Annotated in this window: 27 protein-coding genes and 1 pseudogene; 4 read left to right on the top strand and 24 right to left on the bottom strand. The window is 68.8% G+C overall.

The annotated features are described in order from the left end of the window. Positions 1–8 precede the first annotated feature (8 nt). The 3 genes from A5701_RS29145 to A5701_RS14525 all read left to right on the top strand — a co-directional run bounded on the left by A5701_RS29145 (position 9) and on the right by A5701_RS14525 (position 1,472). Positions 9–140: a hypothetical protein gene (locus A5701_RS29145; protein ID WP_255392761.1), complete on the top strand. Its 132-nt coding sequence runs from the start codon at positions 9–11 to the stop codon at positions 138–140. 37 nt (positions 141–177) lie between these two features. Continuing rightward, positions 178–918, top strand: coding sequence for a superoxide dismutase family protein (locus A5701_RS14530; RefSeq protein WP_067754523.1), 741 nt, complete (start codon positions 178–180; stop codon positions 916–918). 146 nt (positions 919–1,064) lie between these two features. After that, the gene (locus A5701_RS14525) at positions 1,065–1,472 is read left to right on the top strand and encodes a hydrogenase (protein WP_067754520.1); all 408 of its coding nucleotides are present in this window, start codon (positions 1,065–1,067) and stop codon (positions 1,470–1,472) included. 36 nt (positions 1,473–1,508) lie between these two features. On the opposite strand, the gene A5701_RS14520 is transcribed toward A5701_RS14525, so the two are convergent. Together A5701_RS14520 and A5701_RS14515 are read right to left on the bottom strand one after the other, a co-directional pair. Continuing rightward, positions 1,509–1,901 carry an ester cyclase gene (locus A5701_RS14520; RefSeq protein WP_197504981.1) on the bottom strand — a complete coding sequence of 131 codons (393 nt, stop codon included), beginning with the start codon at positions 1,899–1,901 and terminating at the stop codon, positions 1,509–1,511. Positions 1,902–1,956: 55 nt separating this feature from the next. After that, positions 1,957–2,577 (bottom strand): hypothetical protein, encoded by a 621-nt coding sequence (locus A5701_RS14515; RefSeq protein ID WP_231972825.1) that lies wholly within the window; start codon positions 2,575–2,577, stop codon positions 1,957–1,959. Between the two features lie 430 nt (positions 2,578–3,007). Between A5701_RS14515 and A5701_RS28915 the strand changes: the two genes are divergently transcribed. Further along, complete coding sequence (locus tag A5701_RS28915) at positions 3,008–3,586, top strand: hypothetical protein (RefSeq protein WP_156670091.1); 579 nt, start codon at positions 3,008–3,010, stop codon at positions 3,584–3,586. 57 nt (positions 3,587–3,643) lie between these two features. Here A5701_RS28915 and A5701_RS14510 read toward each other — a convergent pair whose 3' ends face one another. From A5701_RS14510 to glmS, 22 genes and pseudogenes are all read right to left on the bottom strand, one after another. Then, positions 3,644–5,170, bottom strand: a complete 1,527-nt coding sequence (locus A5701_RS14510) for an adenylate/guanylate cyclase domain-containing protein (RefSeq protein WP_067754514.1) — start codon at positions 5,168–5,170, stop codon at positions 3,644–3,646. Positions 5,171–5,240: 70 nt separating this feature from the next. Continuing rightward, positions 5,241–5,555, bottom strand: coding sequence for a hypothetical protein (locus tag A5701_RS14505; protein ID WP_067754511.1), 315 nt, complete (start codon positions 5,553–5,555; stop codon positions 5,241–5,243). Positions 5,556–5,672: 117 nt separating this feature from the next. Beyond that, complete coding sequence (locus tag A5701_RS14500) at positions 5,673–6,095, bottom strand: Rid family hydrolase (protein WP_067754625.1); 423 nt, start codon at positions 6,093–6,095, stop codon at positions 5,673–5,675. A 20-nt stretch (positions 6,096–6,115) separates the two neighbouring features. After that, a complete protein-coding gene (locus A5701_RS14495; protein ID WP_067754622.1) occupies positions 6,116–6,595 on the bottom strand; it encodes a MarR family winged helix-turn-helix transcriptional regulator in 480 nt (159 codons plus the stop codon). A 14-nt stretch (positions 6,596–6,609) separates the two neighbouring features. Then, positions 6,610–7,338, bottom strand: coding sequence for a nitroreductase (locus A5701_RS14490; protein ID WP_082969753.1), 729 nt, complete (start codon positions 7,336–7,338; stop codon positions 6,610–6,612). Between the two features lie 163 nt (positions 7,339–7,501). Next, on the bottom strand, positions 7,502–9,118 hold the full coding sequence (groL, locus tag A5701_RS14485) for a chaperonin GroEL (RefSeq protein ID WP_067754508.1): 1,617 nt from the start codon (positions 9,116–9,118) through the stop codon (positions 7,502–7,504). A gap of 10 nt (positions 9,119–9,128) precedes the next feature. Then, positions 9,129–9,239: pseudogene (locus tag A5701_RS28910) on the bottom strand (2-isopropylmalate synthase); the annotation flags it as partial. A 72-nt stretch (positions 9,240–9,311) separates the two neighbouring features. Further along, a complete protein-coding gene (groES, locus tag A5701_RS14480) occupies positions 9,312–9,614 on the bottom strand; it encodes a co-chaperone GroES (protein WP_007167930.1) in 303 nt (100 codons plus the stop codon). 201 nt (positions 9,615–9,815) lie between these two features. Then, entirely contained in the window at positions 9,816–10,841 is a 1,026-nt protein-coding gene (gene tsaD, locus A5701_RS14475) for a tRNA (adenosine(37)-N6)-threonylcarbamoyltransferase complex transferase subunit TsaD (RefSeq protein ID WP_067754505.1), read from the bottom strand. Further along, positions 10,841–11,308, bottom strand: coding sequence for a ribosomal protein S18-alanine N-acetyltransferase (gene rimI / locus A5701_RS14470; RefSeq protein ID WP_067754502.1), 468 nt, complete (start codon positions 11,306–11,308; stop codon positions 10,841–10,843). Before rimI ends, tsaD begins: the two co-directional genes overlap by 1 nt. Then, positions 11,305–11,928 carry a tRNA (adenosine(37)-N6)-threonylcarbamoyltransferase complex dimerization subunit type 1 TsaB gene (gene tsaB, locus A5701_RS14465; protein WP_067754620.1) on the bottom strand — a complete coding sequence of 208 codons (624 nt, stop codon included), beginning with the start codon at positions 11,926–11,928 and terminating at the stop codon, positions 11,305–11,307. Before tsaB ends, rimI begins: the two co-directional genes overlap by 4 nt. Then, complete coding sequence (tsaE, locus tag A5701_RS14460) at positions 11,925–12,398, bottom strand: tRNA (adenosine(37)-N6)-threonylcarbamoyltransferase complex ATPase subunit type 1 TsaE (protein ID WP_067754499.1); 474 nt, start codon at positions 12,396–12,398, stop codon at positions 11,925–11,927. The genes tsaB and tsaE overlap by 4 nt, the downstream gene beginning before the upstream one ends. Beyond that, a complete protein-coding gene (locus tag A5701_RS14455) occupies positions 12,391–13,443 on the bottom strand; it encodes an alpha/beta fold hydrolase (RefSeq protein WP_197498860.1) in 1,053 nt (350 codons plus the stop codon). The genes tsaE and A5701_RS14455 overlap by 8 nt, the downstream gene beginning before the upstream one ends. A 52-nt stretch (positions 13,444–13,495) precedes the next feature. After that, on the bottom strand, positions 13,496–14,671 hold the full coding sequence (alr, locus tag A5701_RS14450; RefSeq protein WP_369807420.1) for an alanine racemase: 1,176 nt from the start codon (positions 14,669–14,671) through the stop codon (positions 13,496–13,498). A gap of 259 nt (positions 14,672–14,930) precedes the next feature. Beyond that, complete coding sequence (locus A5701_RS14445) at positions 14,931–16,313, bottom strand: glutamate decarboxylase (RefSeq protein ID WP_067754490.1); 1,383 nt, start codon at positions 16,311–16,313, stop codon at positions 14,931–14,933. Between the two features lie 15 nt (positions 16,314–16,328). Next, on the bottom strand, positions 16,329–17,750 hold the full coding sequence (locus A5701_RS14440) for an NAD(P)H-hydrate dehydratase (protein ID WP_067754617.1): 1,422 nt from the start codon (positions 17,748–17,750) through the stop codon (positions 16,329–16,331). Between the two features lie 33 nt (positions 17,751–17,783). Continuing rightward, the gene (locus A5701_RS14435; RefSeq protein ID WP_067754487.1) at positions 17,784–18,461 is read right to left on the bottom strand and encodes a rhomboid-like protein; all 678 of its coding nucleotides are present in this window, start codon (positions 18,459–18,461) and stop codon (positions 17,784–17,786) included. 74 nt (positions 18,462–18,535) lie between these two features. Further along, positions 18,536–19,384: a DUF4436 domain-containing protein gene (locus A5701_RS14430; RefSeq protein ID WP_067754484.1), complete on the bottom strand. Its 849-nt coding sequence runs from the start codon at positions 19,382–19,384 to the stop codon at positions 18,536–18,538. After that, positions 19,381–20,220 carry a DUF4436 domain-containing protein gene (locus tag A5701_RS14425; protein ID WP_067754481.1) on the bottom strand — a complete coding sequence of 280 codons (840 nt, stop codon included), beginning with the start codon at positions 20,218–20,220 and terminating at the stop codon, positions 19,381–19,383. The genes A5701_RS14430 and A5701_RS14425 overlap by 4 nt, the downstream gene beginning before the upstream one ends. 45 nt (positions 20,221–20,265) lie before the next feature. Further along, positions 20,266–21,162: a DUF4436 domain-containing protein gene (locus tag A5701_RS14420; protein WP_067754478.1), complete on the bottom strand. Its 897-nt coding sequence runs from the start codon at positions 21,160–21,162 to the stop codon at positions 20,266–20,268. Between the two features lie 132 nt (positions 21,163–21,294). Next, on the bottom strand, positions 21,295–22,131 hold the full coding sequence (locus A5701_RS14415; RefSeq protein ID WP_067754614.1) for a DUF4436 domain-containing protein: 837 nt from the start codon (positions 22,129–22,131) through the stop codon (positions 21,295–21,297). Between the two features lie 7 nt (positions 22,132–22,138). Next, entirely contained in the window at positions 22,139–24,004 is a 1,866-nt protein-coding gene (gene glmS, locus A5701_RS14410; RefSeq protein ID WP_067754475.1) for a glutamine--fructose-6-phosphate transaminase (isomerizing), read from the bottom strand. Positions 24,005–24,011 lie beyond the last annotated feature (7 nt).

The raw sequence follows: 24,011 nt of genomic DNA, 5'->3' as shown, positions 1-24,011 counted from the left end.
CACCTCGGTTGAACGAATCGCCGTCGCGGCTGCTCGACGCGCTGGGCGACCGAATGGTCGAGCGCATCGGCCGATTGCGGCAGTCCACCATCAACAAGCTTCGCGTCCGCGGCCGGGCCGCCTTGCTGAGTTCGCTGTAGTCGTTTCAACCGCGACCAATTGGGGTAGGCCCGGCCCATGAACAAGGGCGTATCCCTCGCGGCCGTGGCGCTCGCCGCGACCATCGCACCATTGGCAGCATGCGCAAACCAGCAGGGTGGCCAGTCCGGCACGTCGACGTCCTCCAGCGCGCCTCCGGGCACGGAGCGGATGACCACGCAGCTCAAGAGCACCGACGGAAACCAGGTCGGCACCGCCACCATCGATTTCGCGAACGGGTACGCGACGGTGACCGTGGAGGCCGGACCCAACCAGGTGCTGAGCCCGGGTTTCCACGCGCTGATGATCCACGCGGTCGGCAAATGCGAGGGGGACTTCGAGTCCGCGGGACCGGTTTACCAGGCGCAGGGGCACACGGGTTTCCCCGCCAGCGGTGACCTGACCGCCTTGCAGGTGCGCAACGACGGCTCGGCGAAACTCGTCACCACCACCAGCTTGCTCACGGCCTCGGACCTGAGAAACAGCTCGGGCACCGCGCTGATCGTGCACCAGAACGCCGACAACCTGAGCGGGGCTTCGACCGGTGAATCGGGCAAGCGGGTGGCCTGCGGGGTGCTCGCCGCGGCGTCCGCGACGACGACGTCGTCCACCTCGACGACGACCTCCGTCACGACGATCACGACGACTACCGAAGTGCCGCCGCCGTCGACCAGCACCAGCACCAGCACCGTCACCGTCACCAGCAGCCCGAGCTACACGTCGACACTGCCGACCACGACCGTGACGACGCCGCCCAGCCTTCCGCCCGGAACCCGCTGACGCGGCACCGGCGCGGTCACGAGCCGCCACGACACATAAATCTCTGCGACGACACGCCGAGAACGCCCGCAGCCGTTTATGTCTCGTGAGGCAAGCAGATCGCGATAACGGCACACGCGCAGCGCCCGGGCCCCTAGTGTGCTGACATGCAGACGGTGCTGTTCACGCTCGGGCTGGTCCTGTTCTTGATCGGCCTGCTGACCGGGTTCGCGGTCGCGGCGTTGAAGAATCCGCGTATGGCGCTGTCGAGCCACCTCGAGGCCGTCCTCAACGGCATGTTCCTCGTGCTGATCGGTCTGCTCTGGCCGCACCTGCACCTGCCCCACGCCTGGGGGGTTACGGCCGTCGCGCTGATCGTGTACGCCGCCTACGCGAACTGGCTCGCGACCCTGCTCGCGGCGGCGTGGGGCGCGGGCCGCAGGCTCGCGCCGATCGCGGCGGCCGACCACGAGGCCTCGGCGGCCAAGGAGTGGGTGGTCAGTTTCCTGTTGCTCTCACTGGCCGTGGCCGTCATCGCGGGCGTGATCATCGTCATCGTCGGGCTTCAAACGTGAACGACGAAGGGCGCGAGCGCTTGTCGGTGCGACGCCTCAACTGATCTGTGTGATCAGCGCGGCCATGTCGACGAGGTCCCACACCTCCGCGAACTTGCCCTCCTCGACGCGGTAGAGGGTGAATTCGGAAATGCTCACCCGCCGACCGGTCGCCTCGATTCCCTGGAACGTTCCCCGGTGGGTGCCGGTGACCTCGAAGTGCACCACGATGTTCTCCTCGTCGACGACGATGTGTCTCATCTCCCAGTGCCAGTCGGGGAACGCGGCGATCACGGGCGCGAATTGGTCGGTAACCGAGGCCGGATCCATGGGGACACCGTTGACCTTGATGGTGGGCGTGTAGAACGAGGCCATCGAATCGAAATCGTGCTCGTTGCAGTGTTCGAGATAGGACTTGTACAGGGATTGGTAGTCGTCAGGCTGCGTCACCGCACCATGATCCACTGCCGGCCGGTTCGGTGTACAGCCAGAACGCGCTCACCGATTACCGGTGGGCGAACTCGGCGAGCTTAGCATCGACCGCCGCGGCATCCGGTTCCGCGTACATCTTCGGATCGCGCTTTTTGACCCACAGCAGGAACGGGCAGCTGGCCGCGGGACCGTCCACCGGTCCCAGTTGTTCGATGTGCTTGCCGGTCCTGGCTTCGCGAAGCTCGATGTCGTACTGCACGGCGTAGTAATCGACGGTCACGTGTTCGCCTTCGTCGGTCTGGAAATTGCAGGTGAGTGCCTTCACCTCGGTTCCGGGTTTACGGGTAAGGCAGGCAACAACATTCGCCGACTGGAAGTCATCGGGGCTGACGTGGTAATCGGCACGGGGATCGAGCGCGAGTTGGCTCCAATGATCGGATGTCACTTGGCTCATCGGGTTCGGCCGCTCGTCCGGACCGAACGCCACGATCTTGTACGGCTTCCCGTACGTGGCGGCGTTGCTGATTGACCCGCGATCGCACACCACATCGAAGGCCGAGAGGGTCGTGGCTTTCTTGATTCCGCCGCGCCCGTCGAGACCGTCGCGGGCCACGTCGCGGATCACGAAAAAACCGACCAACGCCGTCGGTATGAGAACGACGAGCGCGGCGACCGTAAGCACAACGATCAGCACGACATTGGTCTTGCGCGGCGGGGGCGCCGGCGGCGGGTACGGCGGAGGCCATTGCCTGGGGTACTGCGGTGGTTGCGGTGGCCACTGCTGCGGATAACTCACGCTCACGCCCCCCACGTCATGGTGCGGTCAGCTTAGCAATCGGCACGATCGGGCACAGCTTGCCCACGACCGCCGCGACCGAAGGCACGCCGCGCGGGGCGGCCGTAGCGAAGAGTGGCTTAGAATTCGCCGGAAACGAGATATCAAAACGTGAAGCAGTACTACGGTTCAGGTCGGGGCCTGAAGCCAGCCGCAGCTTTGATTCTGGTGGTGAAGACATGTCATCGACAATGCCTACTCAGCGCGATGAACGGAATACGGTCGCATTCCACACGGCTGATGAGTATCGCGAAGGACGCGCCGGCGTCGAAGTGAGAAGACGCTCACAATGAAAGAGTCCATCGGCAAGACAATCAAAATCCTTGTGGCACCGGGGGTTACGTTGTGGGCAATCCTCAACGCCCCCACGGCCTGGGCCGGGCCGGGCGGCAACATCCCTGGCCCCGGGGTCTGCGACTATCCCGGTGTCGGCGGAAGTACTTTCGAGGCTGGGGCAACGACGTACTACTGCGATTTCCCCGTCGAGGAGAACAGCACCCACTGGCACTGCGAGTATGGCGGGTGGAACATGGGTGGCCCGGGTGGCAACTCCATCATCGGTGGAAGTTTCATGGGTTTCGGATTGACCATTCCGGCAGGCGATTTCGGGGGTGCTTCCGGTGGCTGTTCATGGCGCTGGCCGGATAACACGGTCGGCCCTGCCCCGAACCCACCGGGCGCGTGGAGAAACTACCTGGTGCCCAAGCCGCCACCGCCCGAACATCGGGCACAGCCGACTCCCCCGGGTGAGCCGGAGTCCGGACCAGCGCCAGTCGAGACTCCGAGTCTCGGCCAGGAGCCCGAAACGCCGGCCTACACCAACCCGGCATTTCCGAATCCCGGCAGGACGCAGAACCCGCCGAGTTGACGCGTGTCGCGGCCCTACCGGCGCCGCGGATCACCGGGACGGCAGGCGTCAGGCAATTCAGCCGGGGCGATGAGAACCAATGCCAGCGGCGAACCCGAAGACCTGGGTAGTGGCTGACTTGCCCTTCAGGGCATGTGATCCACGATCGGCTAGCCCCGGCGGTCGGGAAACCAAGGCGTCGGCGGTTTGCTGAGTCAGCAGGATCACGTCACCCGTGCTTTTGGTGAGCTGCTCGACGCGGGCCGCCACATTGACGGCGTCACCGATGAGGGTGAACTCGAGTTTGCCTCCGCCGCCGATGGTTCCGGCGATCACCACACCGGTGTTGATGCCGATGCCGATGCGGAGCTCCCCGCCGAATCGCTCGGCGGCGAGGCTGCTGATCGACGCCGCGGCGCTCAGCGCGGCGTCGGCATGCATGGCAAGCTCGTTGGGAGCGCCGAAGACGGCCAGTGCGCCGTCGCCGAGAAACTTGTTCACGTGGCCGCCGGCCTCGACGACGACGGGCACGACGATCTCGAACAATGCGTTGAGATGGGCGACGGTCTCCTCGGCGGTGTGCGCCTCGGCGAACGGCGTGAAATCGCGAATGTCGACGAACATCACGCTCACTTCGCGACGCTCACCCGTGAACACGTCGTCGCCCTGCTCGAGCAGCCGTGCCGCCAAGGCCGGGTCGACGTAGCTCCCGAACGCGGCGTGAAGCCGTTGCCGCTCGGCCAGACCGGCCTGCATGCGGTTGAACGACCCCGCCAACGCGCCGAGGTCGTCGTCTTGGACCACCGGCAGGCGTCGCGAGTAGTCCCCGGCCGCAACGCGTTTGGTGCCTTCGGCAAGCTCCCGGATCGGCTGCAGGGAGGGCGCGAAGACGCTGATGACGGTGATCGGCACGGCGAGCCCCAGGGTCAGCACGCAGGCGATGCCCACCCACAACATGGGAGATTGCCGGGCCCGGTCGAACTCACCGGCGACCATCGCGCCCCCCATGGAGAAACCGAACGCGACCGCGAGGATGGCCAGGTTCGACCACGCGGCGAAGCTGGGGCGAGACCGGGGCAGGGTGTCACCGATCGCCGAGTCGCCGGCGATGGCGGCCCGAACCGGCCGCATCGGCCCTTCCGGCACGCTGTGCACGCCGACCAGGTGTGAAACGGCGCCGACGAGGCCACCCAGGACCGCATACTCGGCCAGCCGCGGTCCGGCCGCGCCGACAATCACCCCGACGGCGACCGACAGCCCGGCGCCGCACGCGGTGACGACCGCCAACCCCCGGGCGACGGCACGGCGCGACCAGGTGTAGGTGGCCCGCAGTGCGCTCTCCGGATCCACCGCCTTACCGGCCGCCCATCGCTCGGCGAGCCGCCATGCGCCCTGGCCGGGCAGCACGATTCCGTACGCCAACACCAACATGGTGACCGCAGTGGCGGCCACCGCGTCGGGGTAGCGATCCGATCTCTCGAATGCCACCTGGGCACAAGACAAGAACAGATATATCGGCGACGGCACCAGGATGGAGACCCCGAAGACCACCCACGAATACCGCGTGCCGAACCGGTCCCACGCCCACTGCACGAAGCGGTCCATGGCGCGAGATTAGACGCCGATGGCGGCCCCGCGACGAAAACGCCCCGGCCGGTGACCGGGGGCGTCGGCTCTAGGGGCACATGAAGCTGATCGGCGGGCAATGCCTGATGGTGATCGCCTCGATCGGCGGGTTGTCGCCGTCCCAGATCGAGGTCGGCCGGCCCTGCATGGTGACGTTGCCCATCCCGTATTGGGTCGGGTACCAGGTGTGGCACACGTTCCAGTCCCAGTCGATGTACTGGTTCACGACGTAGGGCATCTGTTTCGGGTTGCCCGGGCACCAGCGGTGCGGTTCCATCGTGTCCGCGTGCGCGGTGCCCACACCCCACCCGGTGAGCGCGGTACCCCCCGCGAGCAGTGCGGCCGCGATGAGACTCTTCGTCATGTGGGCAAGTGGCATGATGACCGTCCTCTCCTGGTGCCGTTCTCTGGCAACCAGTGCACTAGCCCCGCCTTGCTACCGATCCCAACAAGCCGAGTGCGGGGAATCAAGCCCCTGCGCTCAGTCGTCGTCCTCGACGATCGCGGCCACTTGTATCTCGACGCGCATCTGTGGACCCGCCAGCGCGGCGACGCCGAGGCACGTCCACAGCGGGGCGCGGTCACCCGTGCGGAGGCGGAGCTGTTCGACCATGGTGTCGAGGTGCTCACGACCGATCCGGCCGTTCGGATCCGGCAGGTGATACGAGTGCACGGTTACCACTTGCCGCCACGAGGCTCCCGCTGTCGCCAGCGTCCGCTCGACGTTGTCGAAGGCCTGAATGATTTCGTCACGCACCGACTCCGGATAACGCCGGTCGTCGTCCCACCCGCCCTGCCCGGCGGTCTCTACCCGGTCGCCATACCGGACGACCTGTGAGTAGTGAAAGTCCCGTAGCTGGCGCTCCCCGTAGCCGGGAGTGACCGAAAAGATGGGCTTGTCCATGAATGCCATCTTCACGGCGTCTACTGTTCGGCGGAAGCGGTGAACCGAGTGAGAAGATCCGTCAGTCGTTCCGCCTCGCCCGGGCCCAACACCGATACCAGGCGCGCAGCCAGTGGCTCGGCCGCGCCGTGCGCGGCGTCGAAAACCTTCAACCCCTTCGGGGTGATCTCGACCGCTCGCACCCGGCGGTCGTTCGGGACGGATTTGCGGACGGCGAGCCCCTTGCGTTCGAGATCGTCCACGACGCGCATGATGCCCGCCTTGTCCGAACCCGTCGCCTCGACCAGGTCCCGTTGCTCCGTGGGCCCGCGGTTGACGAGGACGAGCAGCACGGCGAAATGTCGCAAATCGATGGCCAGGGGCCGAAGCGCCTCCGACATCACCGCGGCTGCGCGCCAGTGCGCCCGGCGCAGAAGCAAGCCGAGAGCGAATGGCGACGGATCGCCGGGGCGGTCGGTCGCACGCGCGGGGGTGGCATGCCCAGAAGCGTCACCGGTCATCGTGCGCGCATCCTTCATCCAATGCGAACACCGGACTCGGCCCGGATGGAATGTTCAACCTTGTGGGGACCGGCCGACTCGTCGTCGACGAATGTGACCGTTTCATCCAGCGGTGCCCGGCCCGTGCGCGCATACTTCACCGCCGGGTCCTCGAACCCGATCGACATGCCGCAGAACAGGATCAGTCCATCCGGCGGGGACAGGACCTCCGCGACTGTTTCGCGGACCTGCGACCACGCCATCTGTGGGCAGCTGTGCAACCCCTCCGCGCGTAGTAGCAGCATGATCGTCTGCAAATACATGCCGACATCGGCCCACTGGGCCACGCCAAGGTCGCGGTCGATGTAGCAGAACAGCGCGGCAGGGGCACCGAAACAGTTCCAGTTCGCGATGGCCGCCCGCTGGCGTGCCTCCCAATCCTCGCGCGCGATGCCGAGCGCGCTGTACCGCTCCTTGCCGAAGGCGGACCGGCGGTCGCTGTACGGCGACTTCATTGCGGGCGGGTACATCTGGTACTCCCGCTCGTCCCAGGGATCGCCGTGGGCGACGCGCTCGACGGCGCGCGTCTTGAGCTCGTCCAGCAGCGTTCCGGTCACCACATACGAGTTCCACGGCTGGATGTTCGACCCCGAAGGCGACCATGCCGCAACGGACAGCACACGCTCCAGCACATCTCTCGGAACGGGCTGGTCGGTGAATCCGCGCACCGCCCGTCGGCTTGTGACTGCCTCGTATACGTCCATGGTCGCCTACCTATACTGGTTCCAATTTCCGTTTCAGATCATACTGTATCGATTGATACTATCTGCTCCGGGGCGATCGGACTGGCCTTCGGGAGGCCGCGGCGAGGGCCAAAGCGAAGGCCCCCGTTCCGAAGGGGATACGGGGGCCTCGCTGATCTACCGACTAGTGGTGGTGATGGCCGTGGCCGTGGTCGTCGTGCTCGTCGGCGGGCTTGTCGACGATCGCCGTCTCGGTGGTCAGCACCATGCGCGCCACCGACGCCGCGTTGACCACCGCGGACCGGGTCACCTTGACGGGGTCGATCACGCCGTCGCCGATCAGGTCGCCGTAGGTGAGCTTGTCCGCGTTGAGCCCGTGCCCGGCCGGCAACTCGCTGACCTTGCTCACCGCAACCGCGCCGTCCAGGCCGGCGTTGGTGGCGATCCAGTACAGCGGCGCGGCCAGCGCCTCGGCGAACACGTCGACGCCGGCGGCCTGATCGCCGGACAGCGATCCGCGCAGCTCCTTCAGCGCGTTGCGTGCCCCGATGAGGGCCGAGCCGCCGCCCGCGACGATGCCCTCCTCGACGGCGGCCTTGGCCGCCGCGACCGCGTCCTCGACGCTTTCCTTGCGTTCCTTGAGCGCCGTTTCGGTCGCGGCCCCCACCTTGATCACGGCCACGCCGCCGGCCAGCTTGGCCAGCCGCTCCTGCAGCTTCTCGCGGTCCCAGTCGGAGTCGCTCGCCTCGATCTCGGCGCGCAGCTGCTTGATGCGCGCGTCGACCGCGTCCTTGGAGCCGCCGCCGTCGACGATGATGGTGTCGTCCTTGCTGACCACCACGCGCCGGGCCGAGCCCAGCACATCGGTGCCGACCTCGCGCAGCAGCAGGCCGGCGTCGGGGTTGATCACCTGCCCGCCGGTCACCACCGCCAGGTCCTCGAGGAAGGCCTTGCGCCGGTCGCCGAAGAACGGCGCCTTGACCGCAACCGCCTTGAGCGTCTTGCGGATCGAGTTGACCACGAGCGTGGCCAGGGCCTCACCCTCGATGTCCTCGGCGATGATCAGCAGCGGCTTGCCCGACTCGGCGACCTTCTCCAGCATGGGCAGCAGGTCGGGCAGCGAGCTGATCTTCTCCTGGTGCAGCAGGATCAGCGGCTCGTCCAGCACGGCTTCCTGCGCGTCGAAGTCGGTGACGAAATACGCCGACAGGAAACCCTTGTCGAAGCCGACGCCCTCGGTGAACTCCAGCTCGGTGCTCAGGGTCGAGGACTCTTCGACGCTGACCACGCCGTCGGCACCGACCTTGGTCATCGCCTCGCCGACCAGCTCGCCGAGCCTCTCGTCACGCGACGACACCGTCGCCACCTGAGCGATGCCGTCCTTGCCGGACACCGGGGTGGCCGCGGCCAGCAGCGCCTCGGACGCCGCGTCGGCCGCCTTCGAAATTCCGATGCCGAGCTCGATCGGGTTGGCGCCGGCCGCAACCAGGCGCAGGCCGCCCTTGACCAGGGCCTGCGCCAGCACGGTCGCGGTGGTGGTGCCGTCGCCCGCCACGTCGTTGGTCTTGGTGGCCACCGACTTGACCAGCTGGGCGCCCAGGTTCTCGAACGGGTCTTCCAGCTCGATCTCGCGCGCGACGGTCACGCCGTCGTTGGTGACCGCGGGCCCGCCAAAGGCCTTGGCCAGCACCACATGCCGGCCGCGCGGCCCCAGGGTCACCCGCACCGCGTCGGCGAGCGCGTTGACGCCGGCCTCGATCGCGCGGCGCGCGGTCTCGTCGTACTCAATAACCTTGCTCATCAGGCTCCTCGTTTGAATGGTGGCGACCCGCTTCGCCCGGCTCCGCCGCGCTTGCGATCACCACGACGTTCAAATGGTGGCGACCCGCTTCGCCCGGCTCCGCCGCGCTTGCGATCACCACGACGTTCAAATGGCGCCGCCCCGGAAATCACCCGCGGCCATGCGCGGGGATCGCCGGGGCGGGCCACGGTGCTTACTTCGATACGACGGCCAGCACGTCGCGCGCCGACAGGATCAGGTACTCCTCGCCGTTGTACTTGATCTCGGTGCCGCCGTACTTGCTGTAGATGACGGTGTCGCCTTCCGAGACGTCGAGCGGAATCCGCTTCTCGCCGTCCTCGTCCCAGCGGCCGGGACCGACTGCGACGACGGTGCCTTCCTGCGGCTTCTCCTTGGCGGTGTCAGGAATGACCAGACCGGACGCGGTCGTGGTCTCGGCCTCGTTGGCCTGCACGAGAATCTTGTCCTCGAGTGGCTTGATGTTCACCTTCGCCACGATTGGAGCCCTCCACTAGTTAGATCGGGTCCGGGGCGGGGTGCCCCAGAATTATCAAGGGATTCGGCAGTCGTCCGTGCCCGAGCGCCGTCGTCGCGGGTGCCGGCACAGGGTTTGGCCGATTGCCACCTAGCACTCTATACACGAGAGTGCTAGCACTCAAGGGCGCCCCGCTGCGTACCGGGTATTCGCTATAAGCGATCACGTCACCTGGGCTTTTACCACCGGCAGGCCGGGGTCGCTGCGCGCGTCCAGCGGGGAGGCCGGCGCCCCGGCGGCCACCAGGTGCGCGGCGAAGGACGCGATCATTGCCCCATTGTCGGTGCAGAGCCGGGGGCGGGGGATCCGCAGCGTCAGCCCGGCCGCCGCACACCGCTGCTCCGCCAGCTCCCGCAGCCGCGAGTTGGCGGCCACGCCGCCGGCGATCAGCAGGGTCGAGACGCCGAGCCCCGTCGCGGCGCGCACGGCCTTCATGGTCAGCACGTCGGCGACGGCCTCCTGGAACCCCGCGGCCACGTCGGCGTTCACCGCGTCCGGGTGGCTCTCCAGGTAGCGGGCGACGGCCGTCTTGAGCCCCGAGAAGCTGAAGGAGTACGGGTCGTCGCCCGGTCCCGTCATGCCGCGCGGGAACGTGACCGCGTCGCGGTCGCCGCTGCGGGCCAGGTCGTCGAGCACCTTGCCGCCCGGGTAGCCCAGCCCCAGCAGACGGGCCACCTTGTCGTAGGCCTCGCCGGCGGCGTCGTCGACGGTGCTGCCGAGCTCGACGATCGGTTCGCCGAGCGAACGCACGTGCAGCAGGTGGGTGTGTCCACCGGACACCAGCAGCGCCACGCATTCGGGTAGCGGCCCGTGTTCGTAGACGTCGGCGGCCAGATGCCCGCCCAGGTGGTTGACGGCGTAGAACGGCACCCCCCACGCGGCCGAATAGGCCTTGGCGGCAGCCACGCCCACCAGCAGCGCGCCGGCCAGGCCGGGCCCGATCGTGGCGGCGACGATGTCGGGCTTGCGCACGCCGGCCGCCTCTAGCGCGCGGCGCATGGCGGGGCCGAGGGCCTCCAGGTGCGCCCGGGAGGCGATCTCCGGGACCACGCCGCCGAAGCGGACGTGCTCGTCGACGCTGGAGGCCACCTCGTCGGCCAGCAGCGTCACGGTGCCGTCGGCGTCCAGCCGGGCGATGCCGACTCCCGTTTCGTCGCAAGAGGTTTCGATGGCCAGAATCGTCCTCATCAGCGGGCCCCCCGGCGCATCGTGTAGGCGTCGGCGCCGCTGGCGCGGTAGTAGCGCCTGCGCAGGCCGATCTGTTCGAAGCCCACGCTGCGGTACAGCCCGATGGCCGCCTCGTTGTCGGTGCGCACCTCCAGGAAGACGACGCCCCCGTCGGCGAAGACCAGCAGCTCGTCGAGCAACCGGCGCCCGATGCCCTGTCCCTGATACGCGGGGTCGACGCCGATGGTGTGGACCTCGTACTCGAACGGCGGGGTGCGGCCCAGCCGCGAGATTCCGGCGTACCCGACCAGGGTGCCGCCGGCGCGCGCGCCGACGTAATGGTTGTGGGGGCTGGCCAGTTCCCGGTTGAACGCCGCGGCGGGCCACGGGTCGTCGCCGTCGAACAGTTGGCGTTCCAGCTCGGCGCAGCGAGTCGCGTCGGCGGCGGTAAGCGCGCCGAGCGTCACGGGCTCACGGGTGGCGGTCACTGCCGCGCCGCCATCGGCTTGGCGTCCGGGCGGCGAAGATACAGCGCCACCAACGGCAGCGGGCGCTGCGACCAGTCGGGCACCGCGGCGACGAGCCCGGCCGGCGTGGGGTAGACGGGCCCGCGGTGCGGCAATCCGAACAGGGCGGCGTGCTCCTTCGAGCCGGCCACCGCCTGGGCCGGGCCGGGGTCGACGTCGGCCGGGGCGTTGACCCCGGGTCCTTCCATCCGGAACCCGTCGCGGTAACGGGCCCAGTAGATCTCGCGCCGCCGGGCGTCGGTGACCACCAGCGTCTCGCCGGTGGTCCGCACCCCGATCGCGTCCAGGCTGCACACGCCGCGCACCGGGATGTCCAGCGCGTGTCCGTAGGCGGATGCGGTCGCCATTCCGGCCCGCAGGCCGGTGAACGGGCCGGGGCCGCAGCCGACCACGACGGCCTCCAGATCGCTCATCGTCAGCCCCGCGTCGACGAGGGCGGCCAGCACGTTCGGGGTCAGCCGTTCGGCGTGCGCCCGGGCGTCGACGGTGACCCGCTCGGCCAGCACGCTCAGGTCGTCGCGCCGCACGATCCCGGCCGTCACGGCCGGGGTCGCGGTGTCGAGCGCCAGAACGATACTCACGACCGAACCCACTGCCACGAGGCGATCCGCACGTCCGAACCGCTGAGGCGTTCCAGACGAACGTCGAGGTGCCGCTCGGCGAGGCGCTCGACGATGCCTTCGCCCCACTCCACGACCACCACCGCGCCGTCGAGGTCGGTGTCGAGGTCGAGCGAGTCGAGCTCGCCGAGCAGGTCGGCGCCGTCGTGGTCCAAAAGCCGGTACATGTCGACATGAATCATCGTCGGTGTCCCCGGCCGCCGCGGCGGGTGCACCCGCGCCAGCACGTACGACGGCGAGGTGACCGGGCCGTCGACGTCCATCGCCGCGGCAATCCCCTTGGCCAGGACGGTCTTTCCCGCGCCGAGCGGGCCGGTGAGCACCACGACGTCCCCCGCCTTCAGCTGCTCGCCCAGCCGAGACCCCAGGGCGACGGTGTCCTCGACCCGTTCGAGGGTGGCCGTGCCCGCGTCATCCGCCTGGCTAGCCACGGCGCCGCAGCCTTTCCCGCATCCACCGGGCGGCCAGGGCGACGCGGCCCGGGGTGGCCCGCTTGACCAGCCGGACCAACCCGTCGTTGATCGCCTCGGGCTTGTCCAGCAGCGCGAGGTGGCTGGCCCCGCGAACGATGACCAGCTCGGATTGCGGCAGCGAGGCCGCCATCTTGCGGGAGTATTCGTCCGGTGTCAGCAGGTCGTGGTCACCGCAGGCGATCAGCGTGGGGACGCGCAGCAGGGTCCACAGGCCGGCGGTCTCGTCGTGGGCTTCCAGGGCATCCAGGAACTCGACCATGGTCGGGATCGGTGTGCCGTTCATCATCCGCTGCGAGAAGGCGTCCAGGCTGCGGCTGACGTGCAGGTCGCTGTAGGAGGCGGCCCGCAGGACCGGCCCGATCAGCGAACGCGACACGTTGCGGCCGCGGTGCATCAGCTTGGGCGCGGAGCGTGCGGTGAACCGAAATGCTTCCAACGCAGGGTTTTTCAGGATCTCGCCGAGCGGGGACCTGGCGACGCCCTCGGCCGCTGAGGAGATCAACGCGGCGCCGACGATCCGGCGCCCGTACTGGTCGGGGAATTGGCGGGCGTGCGACAACACCGTCATGCCGCCCATGGAGTGCCCGACCAGCACGACCATTCCGCGCGGCGCCACCACCTGAAGCACGCTTTCCAGGTCCCTACCGAGTTGGGTCAGCGTGTAGCTCTGGGGCGGCGCCTCGTCGGATTGCCCGTGCCCGCGCTGGTCGTAGAAGACCATCCGGACGCCTGGGCCCAGATGCTGGGGCAGCCGCGTCCGCTGGAAATGAAAGGCGCCCATCCGCAGGCAGAACCCGTGGACGAAGACCATGGTCAGCGGGGCGTCCGCGGGGCCGGCCTCGCGAATCGCCAACGACACCCCGTCCGGGGTGGTCACCACGGAGCGGCGGTCGTCGTCGATCCTGTCGAAATCCTCGTCGGCGTAAGGGTCTTCGACGCCACGGGTGCGCTGGACCATCGAGCGGCGGGCCGAGGCTCCCACGATGGTGGCGAGGGCCGTCAACCCCGCCCCTCCCGCGAACCAAGCCCTCCCCCGTTGGCGCCTGCGAGTTCTCTCACGGCTCAATGGTTTGCGCCTCGCGGTAGGTCCGGGTGATGCGCCCGCGCGGGCTGGTCACCACTTCGTAGTGGATGGTGCCGAGCAGGTCGGCCCAGTCCTGCGCGGTGGGTTCCCCGCCGGTGCCGGGCCCGAACAAGATCGCCTCGTCACCCTCGGTCACGTCGGTGCGGCCGGGGCCGAGGTCGACGACGAACTGGTCCATGCAGATCCGGCCGACGCCCGGGCGGCGCTTGCCGTTGATCAACACCTCCAATCGTCCCCCCAGCGAACGGAACACGCCGTCCGCGTAACCGACGGGCAGCAGGGCCAGAGTGGTGTCGCGCTCCGCGGTCCAGGTGTGCCCGTACGACACGCTCTCCCCGGCGCGGATCGACTTCACCAGCGCGACAGGGCATTTCACCGTCATCGCCGGGATCAGCCCCATGTCGCCTAGCTCGGGCACCGGGCTCAGGCCGTACACCGCGACACCGGGCCGCACCAGGTCGAAGGCAAGGTCGGGACGCGACATGGTGGCCGATGAGTTCGCCAAGTGCGCGACCTCGAACCCCACCCCCTGTGCGCCCGCCTGCGCCAGCATGTCGCTGAACCGTTGGGCCTGAAGGTCATTGACGGGGTTGGCCGGTTGATCGGCGAACACCATGTGTGACATCAGCCCGCGCAGGCGGATGGCCTCCTCGGCGACGGCGCGGCGCAGCGCGGCCAGCATCGACGGGTAGCGCGACGGGTGGACGCCGTTGCGGTTCAGCCCCGTATCCACCTTCACCGAGACCGTCGCGGCCCGGCCGGTGCGGCGCGCCGCGTCCAGCAGCTCGTCGAGCTGGCGCTCCGAGGACACGGCGATCTCGACGTCGGCCAGCAGCGCGGGCCCGAAGTCGATGCCGGGCGGGTGCAGCCACGCCAGCACCGGTGCGCCGATGCCGTCGGCGCGCAGCGCCAGCGCCTCGGCGACGGTGGCGACGCCCAGCTCGGCGGCACCGCCGGCCAGCGCCGCGCGGGCGGCCCGGGTGGCGCCGTGGCCGTAACCGTCGGCCTTGACGACGGCCATCACCTGCGCGCGGCCGGCGTGCTCGCACAGCAACCGCACGTTGTGTTCGATGGCGCCCAGGTCCACCAGGGCCTCGGCGACGAGGCCCGGCGTCAGGGAGATCGGCGCAACGGCCCGCCCATTCATGGCCGCCATTGTCCCAGAATCGGCCGCAGGCGCGGCCCGCCGCAGGCCCAGCCTTGCCCCATTCGTCACAGTGGCCACATAACTCCCCCGTTCTGACCGCGCCCGATGTGCCCGCCTCCGAGCGACAAGCGACGACGTCAGCGCCGGAAGGCGCCCCGTCTCGGCGCCGCAAGGCGCCGCGTCTCCCCGCGGGCGGCGCGCTGTCGCTGTGAGGCGGGCAACACGCGCATTCGGTCCGCGGCGGCAGCCGGCCCATCGCTCAGTGCGCGAAGTGCTGCGCCTCGTAATGGCCGCCAGGCTTGAGCTTGTCCAGCGAAGTCAGCGCCGAGACGGCGTCGTCGTGCAGCGCGCGGGCCAGGTCGGCCGAAAGCCCCTCGCGCACCACGATGCGCAGCACCGACACGTCGGTGGCGTTGTCGGGCATGGTGTAGGCGGGCACCTGCCAGCCGTAGGTGCGCAGCTCGTGCGAGACGTCGAACTCGGTGTAGCCGCGATCCCCGGCGAGCCGGAAGGCGACCACCGGGATCGCCGACCCGTCGGAGATCAGCTCGCAACGCTCGCTCACCCGCAACTGCTCGCCCAGCCACCGCGCCGTCCCGGACAGCGCCTGCATCACCTTGGTGTAGCCGTCGCGGCCCAGCCGCAGGAAGTTGTAGTACTGGCCGACCACCTGGTTGCCGGGCCGGGAGAAGTTCAGCGTGAAGGTGGGCATGTCGCCGCCGAGGTAATTGACCCGGAACACCAGTTCCTCGGGCAGGTACTCCTTGCTGCGCCACACCACGAACCCCACACCGGGATAGGTCAGCCCGTACTTGTGCCCGCTGACGTTGATCGACACCACCCGGGGCAGCCGGAAATCCCACTTCAGCTCGGGGTGCAGGAAGGGCACCACGAACCCGCCGCTGGCGGCGTCGACGTGCACCGGCACGTCCACGCCCCCGCCGGCCGCCAGCTTGTCCAGCGCGCCGCAGATGTCGGCGACGGGTTCCAGCTCACCGGTGTAGGTGGTGCCCAGGATCGCCACCACGCCGATGGTGTCCTCGTCGACGGCGTCGATGACCTGTTCGGGGGTGATGACGTAGCGCCCCTCCTCCATGGGCAGGTAGCGGGGTTCGACGTCGAAGTAGCGGCAGAACTTCTCCCAGACCACCTGCACGTTGGAGCCCATCACCAGGTTGGGGGTGCGGCCCTTCCAGTCCTTGCCGACCTTCTGCCGCCAGCGCCATTTCATGGCCAGGCCGCCGAGCATGACGGCCTCGCTGGAGCCGATCGTGGACACCCCGCACGCGCTGTAGGGGTCGGCGTCGTCGAGGCCGTCCGCGTGGAACAGGTCGGCCACCATGCACACGCAGCGCTGCTCGATCGCGGCGGTCGCCGGGTATTCGTCCTTGTCGATCATGTTCTTGTCGAACGTCTCGGCCATCAGCCGGCCGGCCTCGGGGTCCATCCAGGTGGTCACGAAGGTCGCCAGGTTCAGCCGGGAACTGCCGTCGAGCATCAGCTCGTCGTGGATGAAGCGGTAGGCGGCCTCGGGGTCCATCGATTCGTCGGGCATCCGCAGCGCCGGGACGGGCGCGGTGAACAGGCGGCCGGTGTAGGCCGGGGCGATCGAGTGCGCGGGCAGCGACGGGTGTTGAGGCACGGGTGAGAATCCTTCCTAGAGGGCGGCCAGCGCCGCCCTGATGTGCGGAACCATGCGGGACGATGACGTCGGCGCGTCACCGGGGCCCGGGTCGGCGGCCGACAACGCCGCCGCCCGCGCGTGGACGAACGCGGCCGCCGCGGCCGCATCGACCGCCGGCAGGCCCGCCGCGAGCAGCGCGCCGATCATGCCGGACAGCACGTCACCGGAGCCGGCGGTGGCCGCCCAGGATTGCCCGGCCGGGTTGAGGTACACCGGGCCGCCCGGATCGGCGACGACGGTGACGTTCCCCTTCAGCAGCACGGTGGCGCCGAAGGTGTCGGCCAATTTCCGGCATGCGCCCACGCGGTCGTCGCCGGGGGGACTGCCCGCCAGGCGGGCGAATTCACCGGCGTGGGGCGTCAGCACCGTCGGCGCGGTGCGGTTGGCGGCCAACTCGGGGTGCGCCGCCAGGATGGTCAGCCCGTCGGCGTCCACGATCACCGGCAGGTCGGTCTCCAGCGCGAACCACAATGCGGCGGCCCCGGCGTCGTCGGTGCCCAATCCCGGCCCGACGACCCAGGATTGGACCCGCCCGGCCGACGCGGGCGTGGGTGACGCGATCACCTCCGGCCAGTGCGCCAGCACCTCACGGTGCGCGCTGCCGGCGTAGCGGACCATGCCGGAGGTCGCCGCGACGGCCGCCCCGGTGCACAGCACCGCCGCCCCGGGATACGTCGAGGAGCCGGCCATCACACCGGTCACACCCTGGGTGTACTTGTCGTCGTGGGGTCCGGGCACCGGCCAGCGCGCGGCCACGTCGGCCGCCTCGAAGCCCCGCACGTCCGTCTCCGGCAGATCCAGGCCGATGTCGATCAGCGTGACGCGCCCGCAGTCGCCGAGCGCGTGCACGGGCTTGAGGCCGCCGAAGGTCACGGTCGCCGCGGCGCGCACCGCGGGCCCCGTCACCGCCCCGGTCGCCACGTCGACCCCGCTGGGGATGTCGACCGCGACCACCGGGATGCCGGCATCGTCGACCGCGGCGAACACCTCGGCCGCGGCCGGGCGCAACGGCCCGGAGCCGGAGATGCCCACCACCCCGTCGATGACGAGATTGGTTGCCGGCGAGACGCTTTCGACGATCCGGCCGCCGGCCTTCCGGAACGCCGCCAGCCCCTTGCGGTGCGTGCGTTCCGGGTTGAGCAGCACCGCGTCGGCGGCCGCGCCGCGACGGCGCACAAAGGTGGCGGCCCACAGCGCGTCACCACCGTTGTCGCCGGAGCCGACGACGGCGCACACCCGGCGGCCGGCCACCCCGCCGGTGCGAGCGCGCAACTCGGCGACGATCTCCGCGGCGAGGCCAAACGCGGCCCGCCTCATCAGGGCCCCGTCGGGCAGGCTGGCCAGCAGCGGAGCCTCGGCCTGGCGGATCGCGTCTACGGAGTAGTAGTGCCGCACCTTAGCCACATTACGGGTCAGCGGCCGCGCCGCTCAGGCCGATGCCTCGGGCGACCGGCGGCGCCGCGCCATGGCCCGCAGGCGCGCCGGGCTCAGCTGCCTCGGGTCCTGGTGGCGCGTCATCGGGTAGAAGCAGAGACCGACCAGGATCGAGGTGAAATGACCGATTGCGGTGAAGTTCAGCTCAATCCGGTCCATCGTGATCAACGGGAAACCGAAGATGATGAAGAGCACGCCCAGATAGCCCCAGCGCCATGGTCGCGCGATGTGATAGGCGAGCACGGCCATCACCCCGACCAAAAAGTAGCTGACGCCGATGTCGCGGGCGTGCACCAGCCGTTCCGAGGCGTCGTGTTGCTCGATGGCGAAATACAGCAGCCCCTCGCTGAAATAGGTCGACAGGATGTGGGCACTCAATCCGACTGTGAGCCAGCGCAACTGGCCCAGCCAGTGTTCGGCCGGCGCCAGGAACAACGAGAACAGGATCAGGTACGGGGTCAGGTTGTCGCCGTCGATCCACAGCAGGCTGGAGAACAAGACGTCCAGCGGGTCGCGGGCCAGTCCGTGGATGTTGGTGGAATGGTGCATCAGCATCGAGTGCAGCTGCCGCTGGGGCAGCCAGTGCTGGACGAGCGTGGTGATGAACAGGACGAGCAACCAGCCGTACGTCAGCGGCGCGCTGCTGACGTAGTGCCAGACCGCCAGTCCCATGCTGCGCAGTCGGGACCGCACCGGTGCGTTCGTCACGTCCTTACCTTCGCACGCGGACCGTTGGGTTGCCGCACCTAAACGGGGGGCGCGCCGGGCTGCGGAGGGTCGGGCCGCAGATGCCTCCACCAGCAGGCGACATAGAGCAGCATCGATATCACCAACACGACGAGCACCCAGAGAACAATGGTGATGTCGATCCAGCCGCCGAAGGGCGGCGAGCCGGGAAGCGCGTTGCGCAACGGCACAACGGCGAAAAGCATTGCGGCGTACCACGTGGTCATCGGCGGCTGAAACTTCCGCCGGTCACGCAGCGTCTGGACCGCGACGAACAGGCCGACCCCGGCGATGGCGATGAGTACGCCGCAGATGACGATGCCGAACGCAGCCGCGCTCAGGGAGCGCTGCAGAGTGACTCGGTAGGGACCGAGCCCTCCGCCGTTGTTGGCGGTGACCTGCCAGCCCGGAAGGTGGTTGACGAACGTGGCGGGCAGGCGCTCGGGCACGCCTCCCTCACCGCCGTGCAGGAGTTCGACCTCGATCGGCCCGGACTCGTAGCGATCGAAGGGCCACCGTTCGATCTCCCCGGCAATCGTCACCGGGACGGGAAACACACCGGGCAGCATGCCCTTGGTCCAGCTTCGGCGGGTGGGCGTCGCCGCGGATCGGACCCACAGGCTGAGGTCTTCGTTGAGGTGCTGCGTCTGGGGATCCAGTAGGGCCGATCCGGGCGAAATGGCGAGGTTGATGACGACGACGCTGTAGTTGGACTGAACGTCTTCGACCGTGAACGTCGCGATGCTGCTGCCACCCGCGGCCGGGACTTCCGCCCGGTGATTCGCGGTGCGGCTGTGGGCGTACAGCGCGACCGACGCGACGTATGCCGCAAGGACGGACACGATGAGTCCTACGACGGCGAACCTCATAACGGATTCGCCGGCGCCGCAGGGACGTCGGGCCTCAGATGCCGCCACCAGCAGGCGATGTAGAGCAGCATCGACACCACCAGGACGACGAGCACCCACAACACGAGGGTGATGTCGATCCAGCCGCCGAAGGGCGGGGAGCCGGGCAGCGCATTGCGCAACGGCACCACCGCGAACAGCATCGCCGCGTACCACGTCGTCATCGGCGGCTGAAACTTCCGGCGGTTGCGCAACGTCTGAACGGCGACGAACAGGCCCAGCCCGGCGATGGCGACCAGCACGGCGCAGATGACGATGCCGAACGCCGCCGCGCTCAGGGAGCGGTGCACGCTCACCCGGTACGGACCCGGTCCGTCGGCGGACACCTGCCAACCGGAAAGGTGATTGACGAAGGTCACCGGCAGCCGCTCGGCGACGGTGTCGCTGCCGCCGCGCATGAGCTCGATCTCTATCGGCCCCGAACCGTAACGGTCGAAGGGCCAATTCTCGATCTCCCCCGCGATGGTCAGCGGGACGGGGAAGACGCCGGGGAGCATGCCCTTGGTCCAGGTGCGGCGGGTCGGCGTCGCCACGGATCGCACGCGGAGGCCGAGGTCTTGGTTGAGATGCCCGGTTTGCGGATCCAGCAGGCCCGACCCCGGCGAGATGGACAGGTTCGCCATCAGCACGCTGTAGTTCGACTGGATGTCCTCGACGACCAACGTCGCCGTGCTGCGGTCACCCCCGGCCACCGCCTGTTGGTGGTGATGGTGACCCCCACTGTTGGCGTACAGCGCCACCGAGGCGACGTAGGCCCCGACGACGCCCACGATCAACGCTATGACGCCGTACCTCACGACCCCCCCTACTCGATAACGAAATGTGTTGAAGCGAAAGGGGTATCAGCCCGATGACGCCGGGACCGGATCCGCCGTCGGCGCGACGACCTGAGGCTCCGGCCTCAGGTGGCGCCACCAGCAGACGATGTACAGCAGCATCGCCGTCACCAACGCGACGATCACCCACAGCACGATGGTCACGTCGATCCACGCCCCGAACGGGGGTAGGCCGGGAAGCGCGTTGCGCAGGGGCACCACCGCGAAGAGCATCGCGGCGTACCACGTCGTCATCGGGGGCTGGAACTTGCGCCGGTTGCGCAGCGTCTGGACCGCGACGACAACGGCGAGGCCGGCGATCGCGATGAGCACGCCGCAAATGACCATCCCGAACACCGCGGTGCTCAGCGCGCGCCGCACGTGCATGCGGTACGCCTCCTGGCCCGGGATCTTGCTCATGGAGACCTTGAAGCCCGACAAATGGTCGATGAGTCGCACCGGGATGAGTGTGGGCGGCTTCGTCGTATCGCCCCCGGGGAAGAGCTGCACCTCGATCGGACCCGACGTGTAGCTGTCGAACGGCCAGCGCTCCACGTGACCCGCGATGGTCAGCGGGAGCGGGAAGACGCCGGGAAGCATGCCCGGCGAATAGTCCTTGCGACTGGGCTGGGCCGAAGATCGAACGCGCAGCACGAGATCTTCCTTGAGGCGGTGGGTGACCGGGTCCAGCAGCGCGGGCCCCGGCGCGACGGCCACGTTGGCGACGACGGCGCTGTAGTTGGACTGCATCTCCTCCACGGTCAAGGTGGCCATGCTCTGGGCGGCCGTCTCCGGATTGTCGCTCAGGGTGCCGGGGGCGGACCCTTCGACGGTGTCCTTGTAGAGGCCCACCAACGCTATGTATGTCCCGAGAATGAGCACGATGACGCTCACCGTGGCGAGTCTTGTGACCGCCGATCGCATGCTGCTCCTACCCCGTGGAGTGGCTTGTTACCCGAGAGCAATCTAACGGAACCGCCGCGGATCACGCGGCGTTACGGCCGAAGCGGCGGAACTACTCCGCGGTGACGGACGTGGCCGGCGCAGGGGCGTCGGCTAGGCGGCTTCGGGTCGCAGATGCCGCCACCAGCACGAGATGTAGAGCCCCATCGATATCCCCAACACGACGATCACCCACACCACGATCGTGATGTCGATCCAGCTTCCGAATGGCGGCGCGTCGGGCAGAGCATTGCGCAGCGGCATCACCGCGAACAACATCGCCGCATACCAGGTCGTCATCGGCGGCTGGAATTTACGCCGGTCGCGCGACGTCTGGACGGCGACGAACGCGCCCAGGCCGGCGAGCCCGATCAGGACGCACAGGATGGCGACCCCGAAAACCACCGTGCTCGAAGTCCTGGACAGGTCCACCCGGAACGGGCCGGTCGGGTCGGCGTCGTTGACGCGGGTCACGTCGACTTTCCAACCGAGCAGCCGGTCGACCAGGGTCACCGTCGCGGGCACCGGTGTGTTCTCCGGACCGGACGACAGTTGGGCGACGACGGGCCCCGAGTGGTATTCGTCGAGCGGCCAGTCCGCGACCTCGCCGGTGAGGACGAGCGACACCCGAAACACGGTGGGCAGCGTGCCTTTCGGCCACGTTTGCCTGCTGCTCGTCGCGGTCGAGGCGGCGAAGATGTGGAGGTCGTCCTTGAGGGTGTGGGTGCGGGGGTCCAGCAGCCCGGGGCCAGGCTGCACGGTGATGTTGGCGATCAGAACGCTGTTGTGCGACTGGATCTCTTCGACGTCGTTCGTCAACATCGTCCCGTCTCCCGCCTGCGTACCCTGCACCACGACATGGGGATGACCCATGCCGCTGTCGACGTACAGCGCGATCGAACCGATGTAGGCGCCGATCAGGAGCACGACACCCAAGGCGGCCAGCCTCAGGCGGCGGCTACTCCACGGTGACGGACTTGGCGAGGTTGCGGGGTTTGTCAACGTCGTAACCTCGGGCCTGGGCAACTGACGCGGCGAACACCTGAAGCGGGATGGTCGACAGCAGCGGCTGCAAAAGGGTTGAGACCGATGGGATTTCGATCAGGTGGTCCGCGTAGGGCCGCACGGTGTCGTCACCCTCCTCGGCGATCACGATGGTGATCGCCCCGCGCGCCTGGATCTCCCGGATGTTGGACAGCAGCTTGGCGTGCAGCGTGGCCTGGCCCTTTGGCGAGGGCATGACGACGATGACGGGAAGGTCGTCCTCGATCAACGCGATCGGGCCGTGTTTGAGCTCGCCGGCGGCGAACCCCTCGGCGTGCATGTAGGCCAGTTCCTTGAGCTTGAGCGCGCCTTCCAACGCCACCGGGTAGCCCACGTGGCGGCCCAGGAACAGCACGGTCGAGGACTGGGCGAACCGATGCGCAAGCGCGGCCACCGGCTCGATCATCGCAAGCACCCGCGCGACCAGGTCCGGCATGGCCTCCAGCTCCCGGTACTCCCGCTCGACCTCGTCGGGGTACTTGGTGCCGCGGGCCTGCGCCAGCGCCAGGCCCACCAGGTAATTGGCGGCGATCTGCGCCAGGAATGTCTTGGTGGAGGCGACGCCGATCTCGGGCCCGGCGCGGGTGTAAAGCACGGCGTCGCATTCGCGGGGGATCTGCGAGCCGTTGGTGTTGCAGATGGCCAGCACCTTGGCCTTCTGCTCCTTCGCGTGCCGGACGGCCTCCAGGGTGTCGGCGGTCTCCCCGGACTGCGAGATCGCGACCACCAGGGTGCTGCGGTCCAGCACCGGGTCGCGGTAGCGGAATTCGCTGGCCAGCTCCACTTCCACGGGCAGCCGGGTCCAGTGCTCGATGGCGTACTTCGCGAGCAGCCCGGAGTGATACGCGGTGCCACACGCCACGACGAACACCTTGTCGATCTCCCGCAGTTCCTGGTCGGAGAGCCGCTGCTCGTCGAGCACCACCCGCCCGTCGATGAAGTGCCCGAGCAGGGTGTCGGCCACCGCGGCGGGCTGCTCGGCGATCTCCTTGAGCATGAAGTACTCGTAGCCGCCCTTTTCCGCGGCGGCCAGGTCCCAGTCGATGTGGAATTCGCGGTACTCGACGTCGGCGTTGCCGTCGAAGTCGGTGATGCGGTAGCCGTCCGCGGTGATCACCACGGCCTGGTCCTGCCCGAGCTCGATGGCGTTGCGGGTGTGCGGGATGAACGCCGCGACGTCGGAGCCGACGAACATCTCGCCGTCGCCGATCCCGATGACCAGGGGGGTGGAGCGACGGGCGGCCACGATGGTGCCGGGCTCGTCGGCGTTGGTGAACACCAGCGTGAAGTGGCCCTCCAGCCGGCGCAGCACGGCCAGCACCGAGGCCGCGAAGTCGCCGGCGGTCGGCCCGTGCCGGTAGGCCTGCGCCACCAGGTGCACCGCCACCTCGGTGTCGGTGTCGCTGGTGAACTCCACGCCGTAGGCCTCGAGCTCGTGGCGCAGGCCAGGGTAGTTCTCGATGATGCCGTTGTGGACGACGGCGATCTTGCCGGCGGCGTCGCGGTGGGGGTGCGCGTTGCGGTCGGTCGGGCGCCCGTGGGTGGCCCAGCGGGTGTGACCCAGGCCGGTGGTGCCGCCCATCGACTCCGGCGGCATCTGCGCGACCGCGTCCTCCAGGTTGGCGAGCCGGCCGGCGCGGCGGCACACGGTGAGCGTTCCCGCGCCGTTGACCAGTGCGATGCCCGACGAGTCGTAGCCGCGGTACTCCATCCGGCGCAGCGCATCCATGACGACCTGGCAGGCAGGCTGCTGCCCGACGTAGCCGACGATTCCGCACATTCGAACC

The organism is Mycobacterium sp. E3305 (assembly GCF_001666785.1).
Taxonomy (GTDB): domain Bacteria; phylum Actinomycetota; class Actinomycetes; order Mycobacteriales; family Mycobacteriaceae; genus Mycobacterium.
Note: the sequence above shows the minus strand (reverse complement) of the source record. Positions and strands in the feature narration are given on the sequence as shown.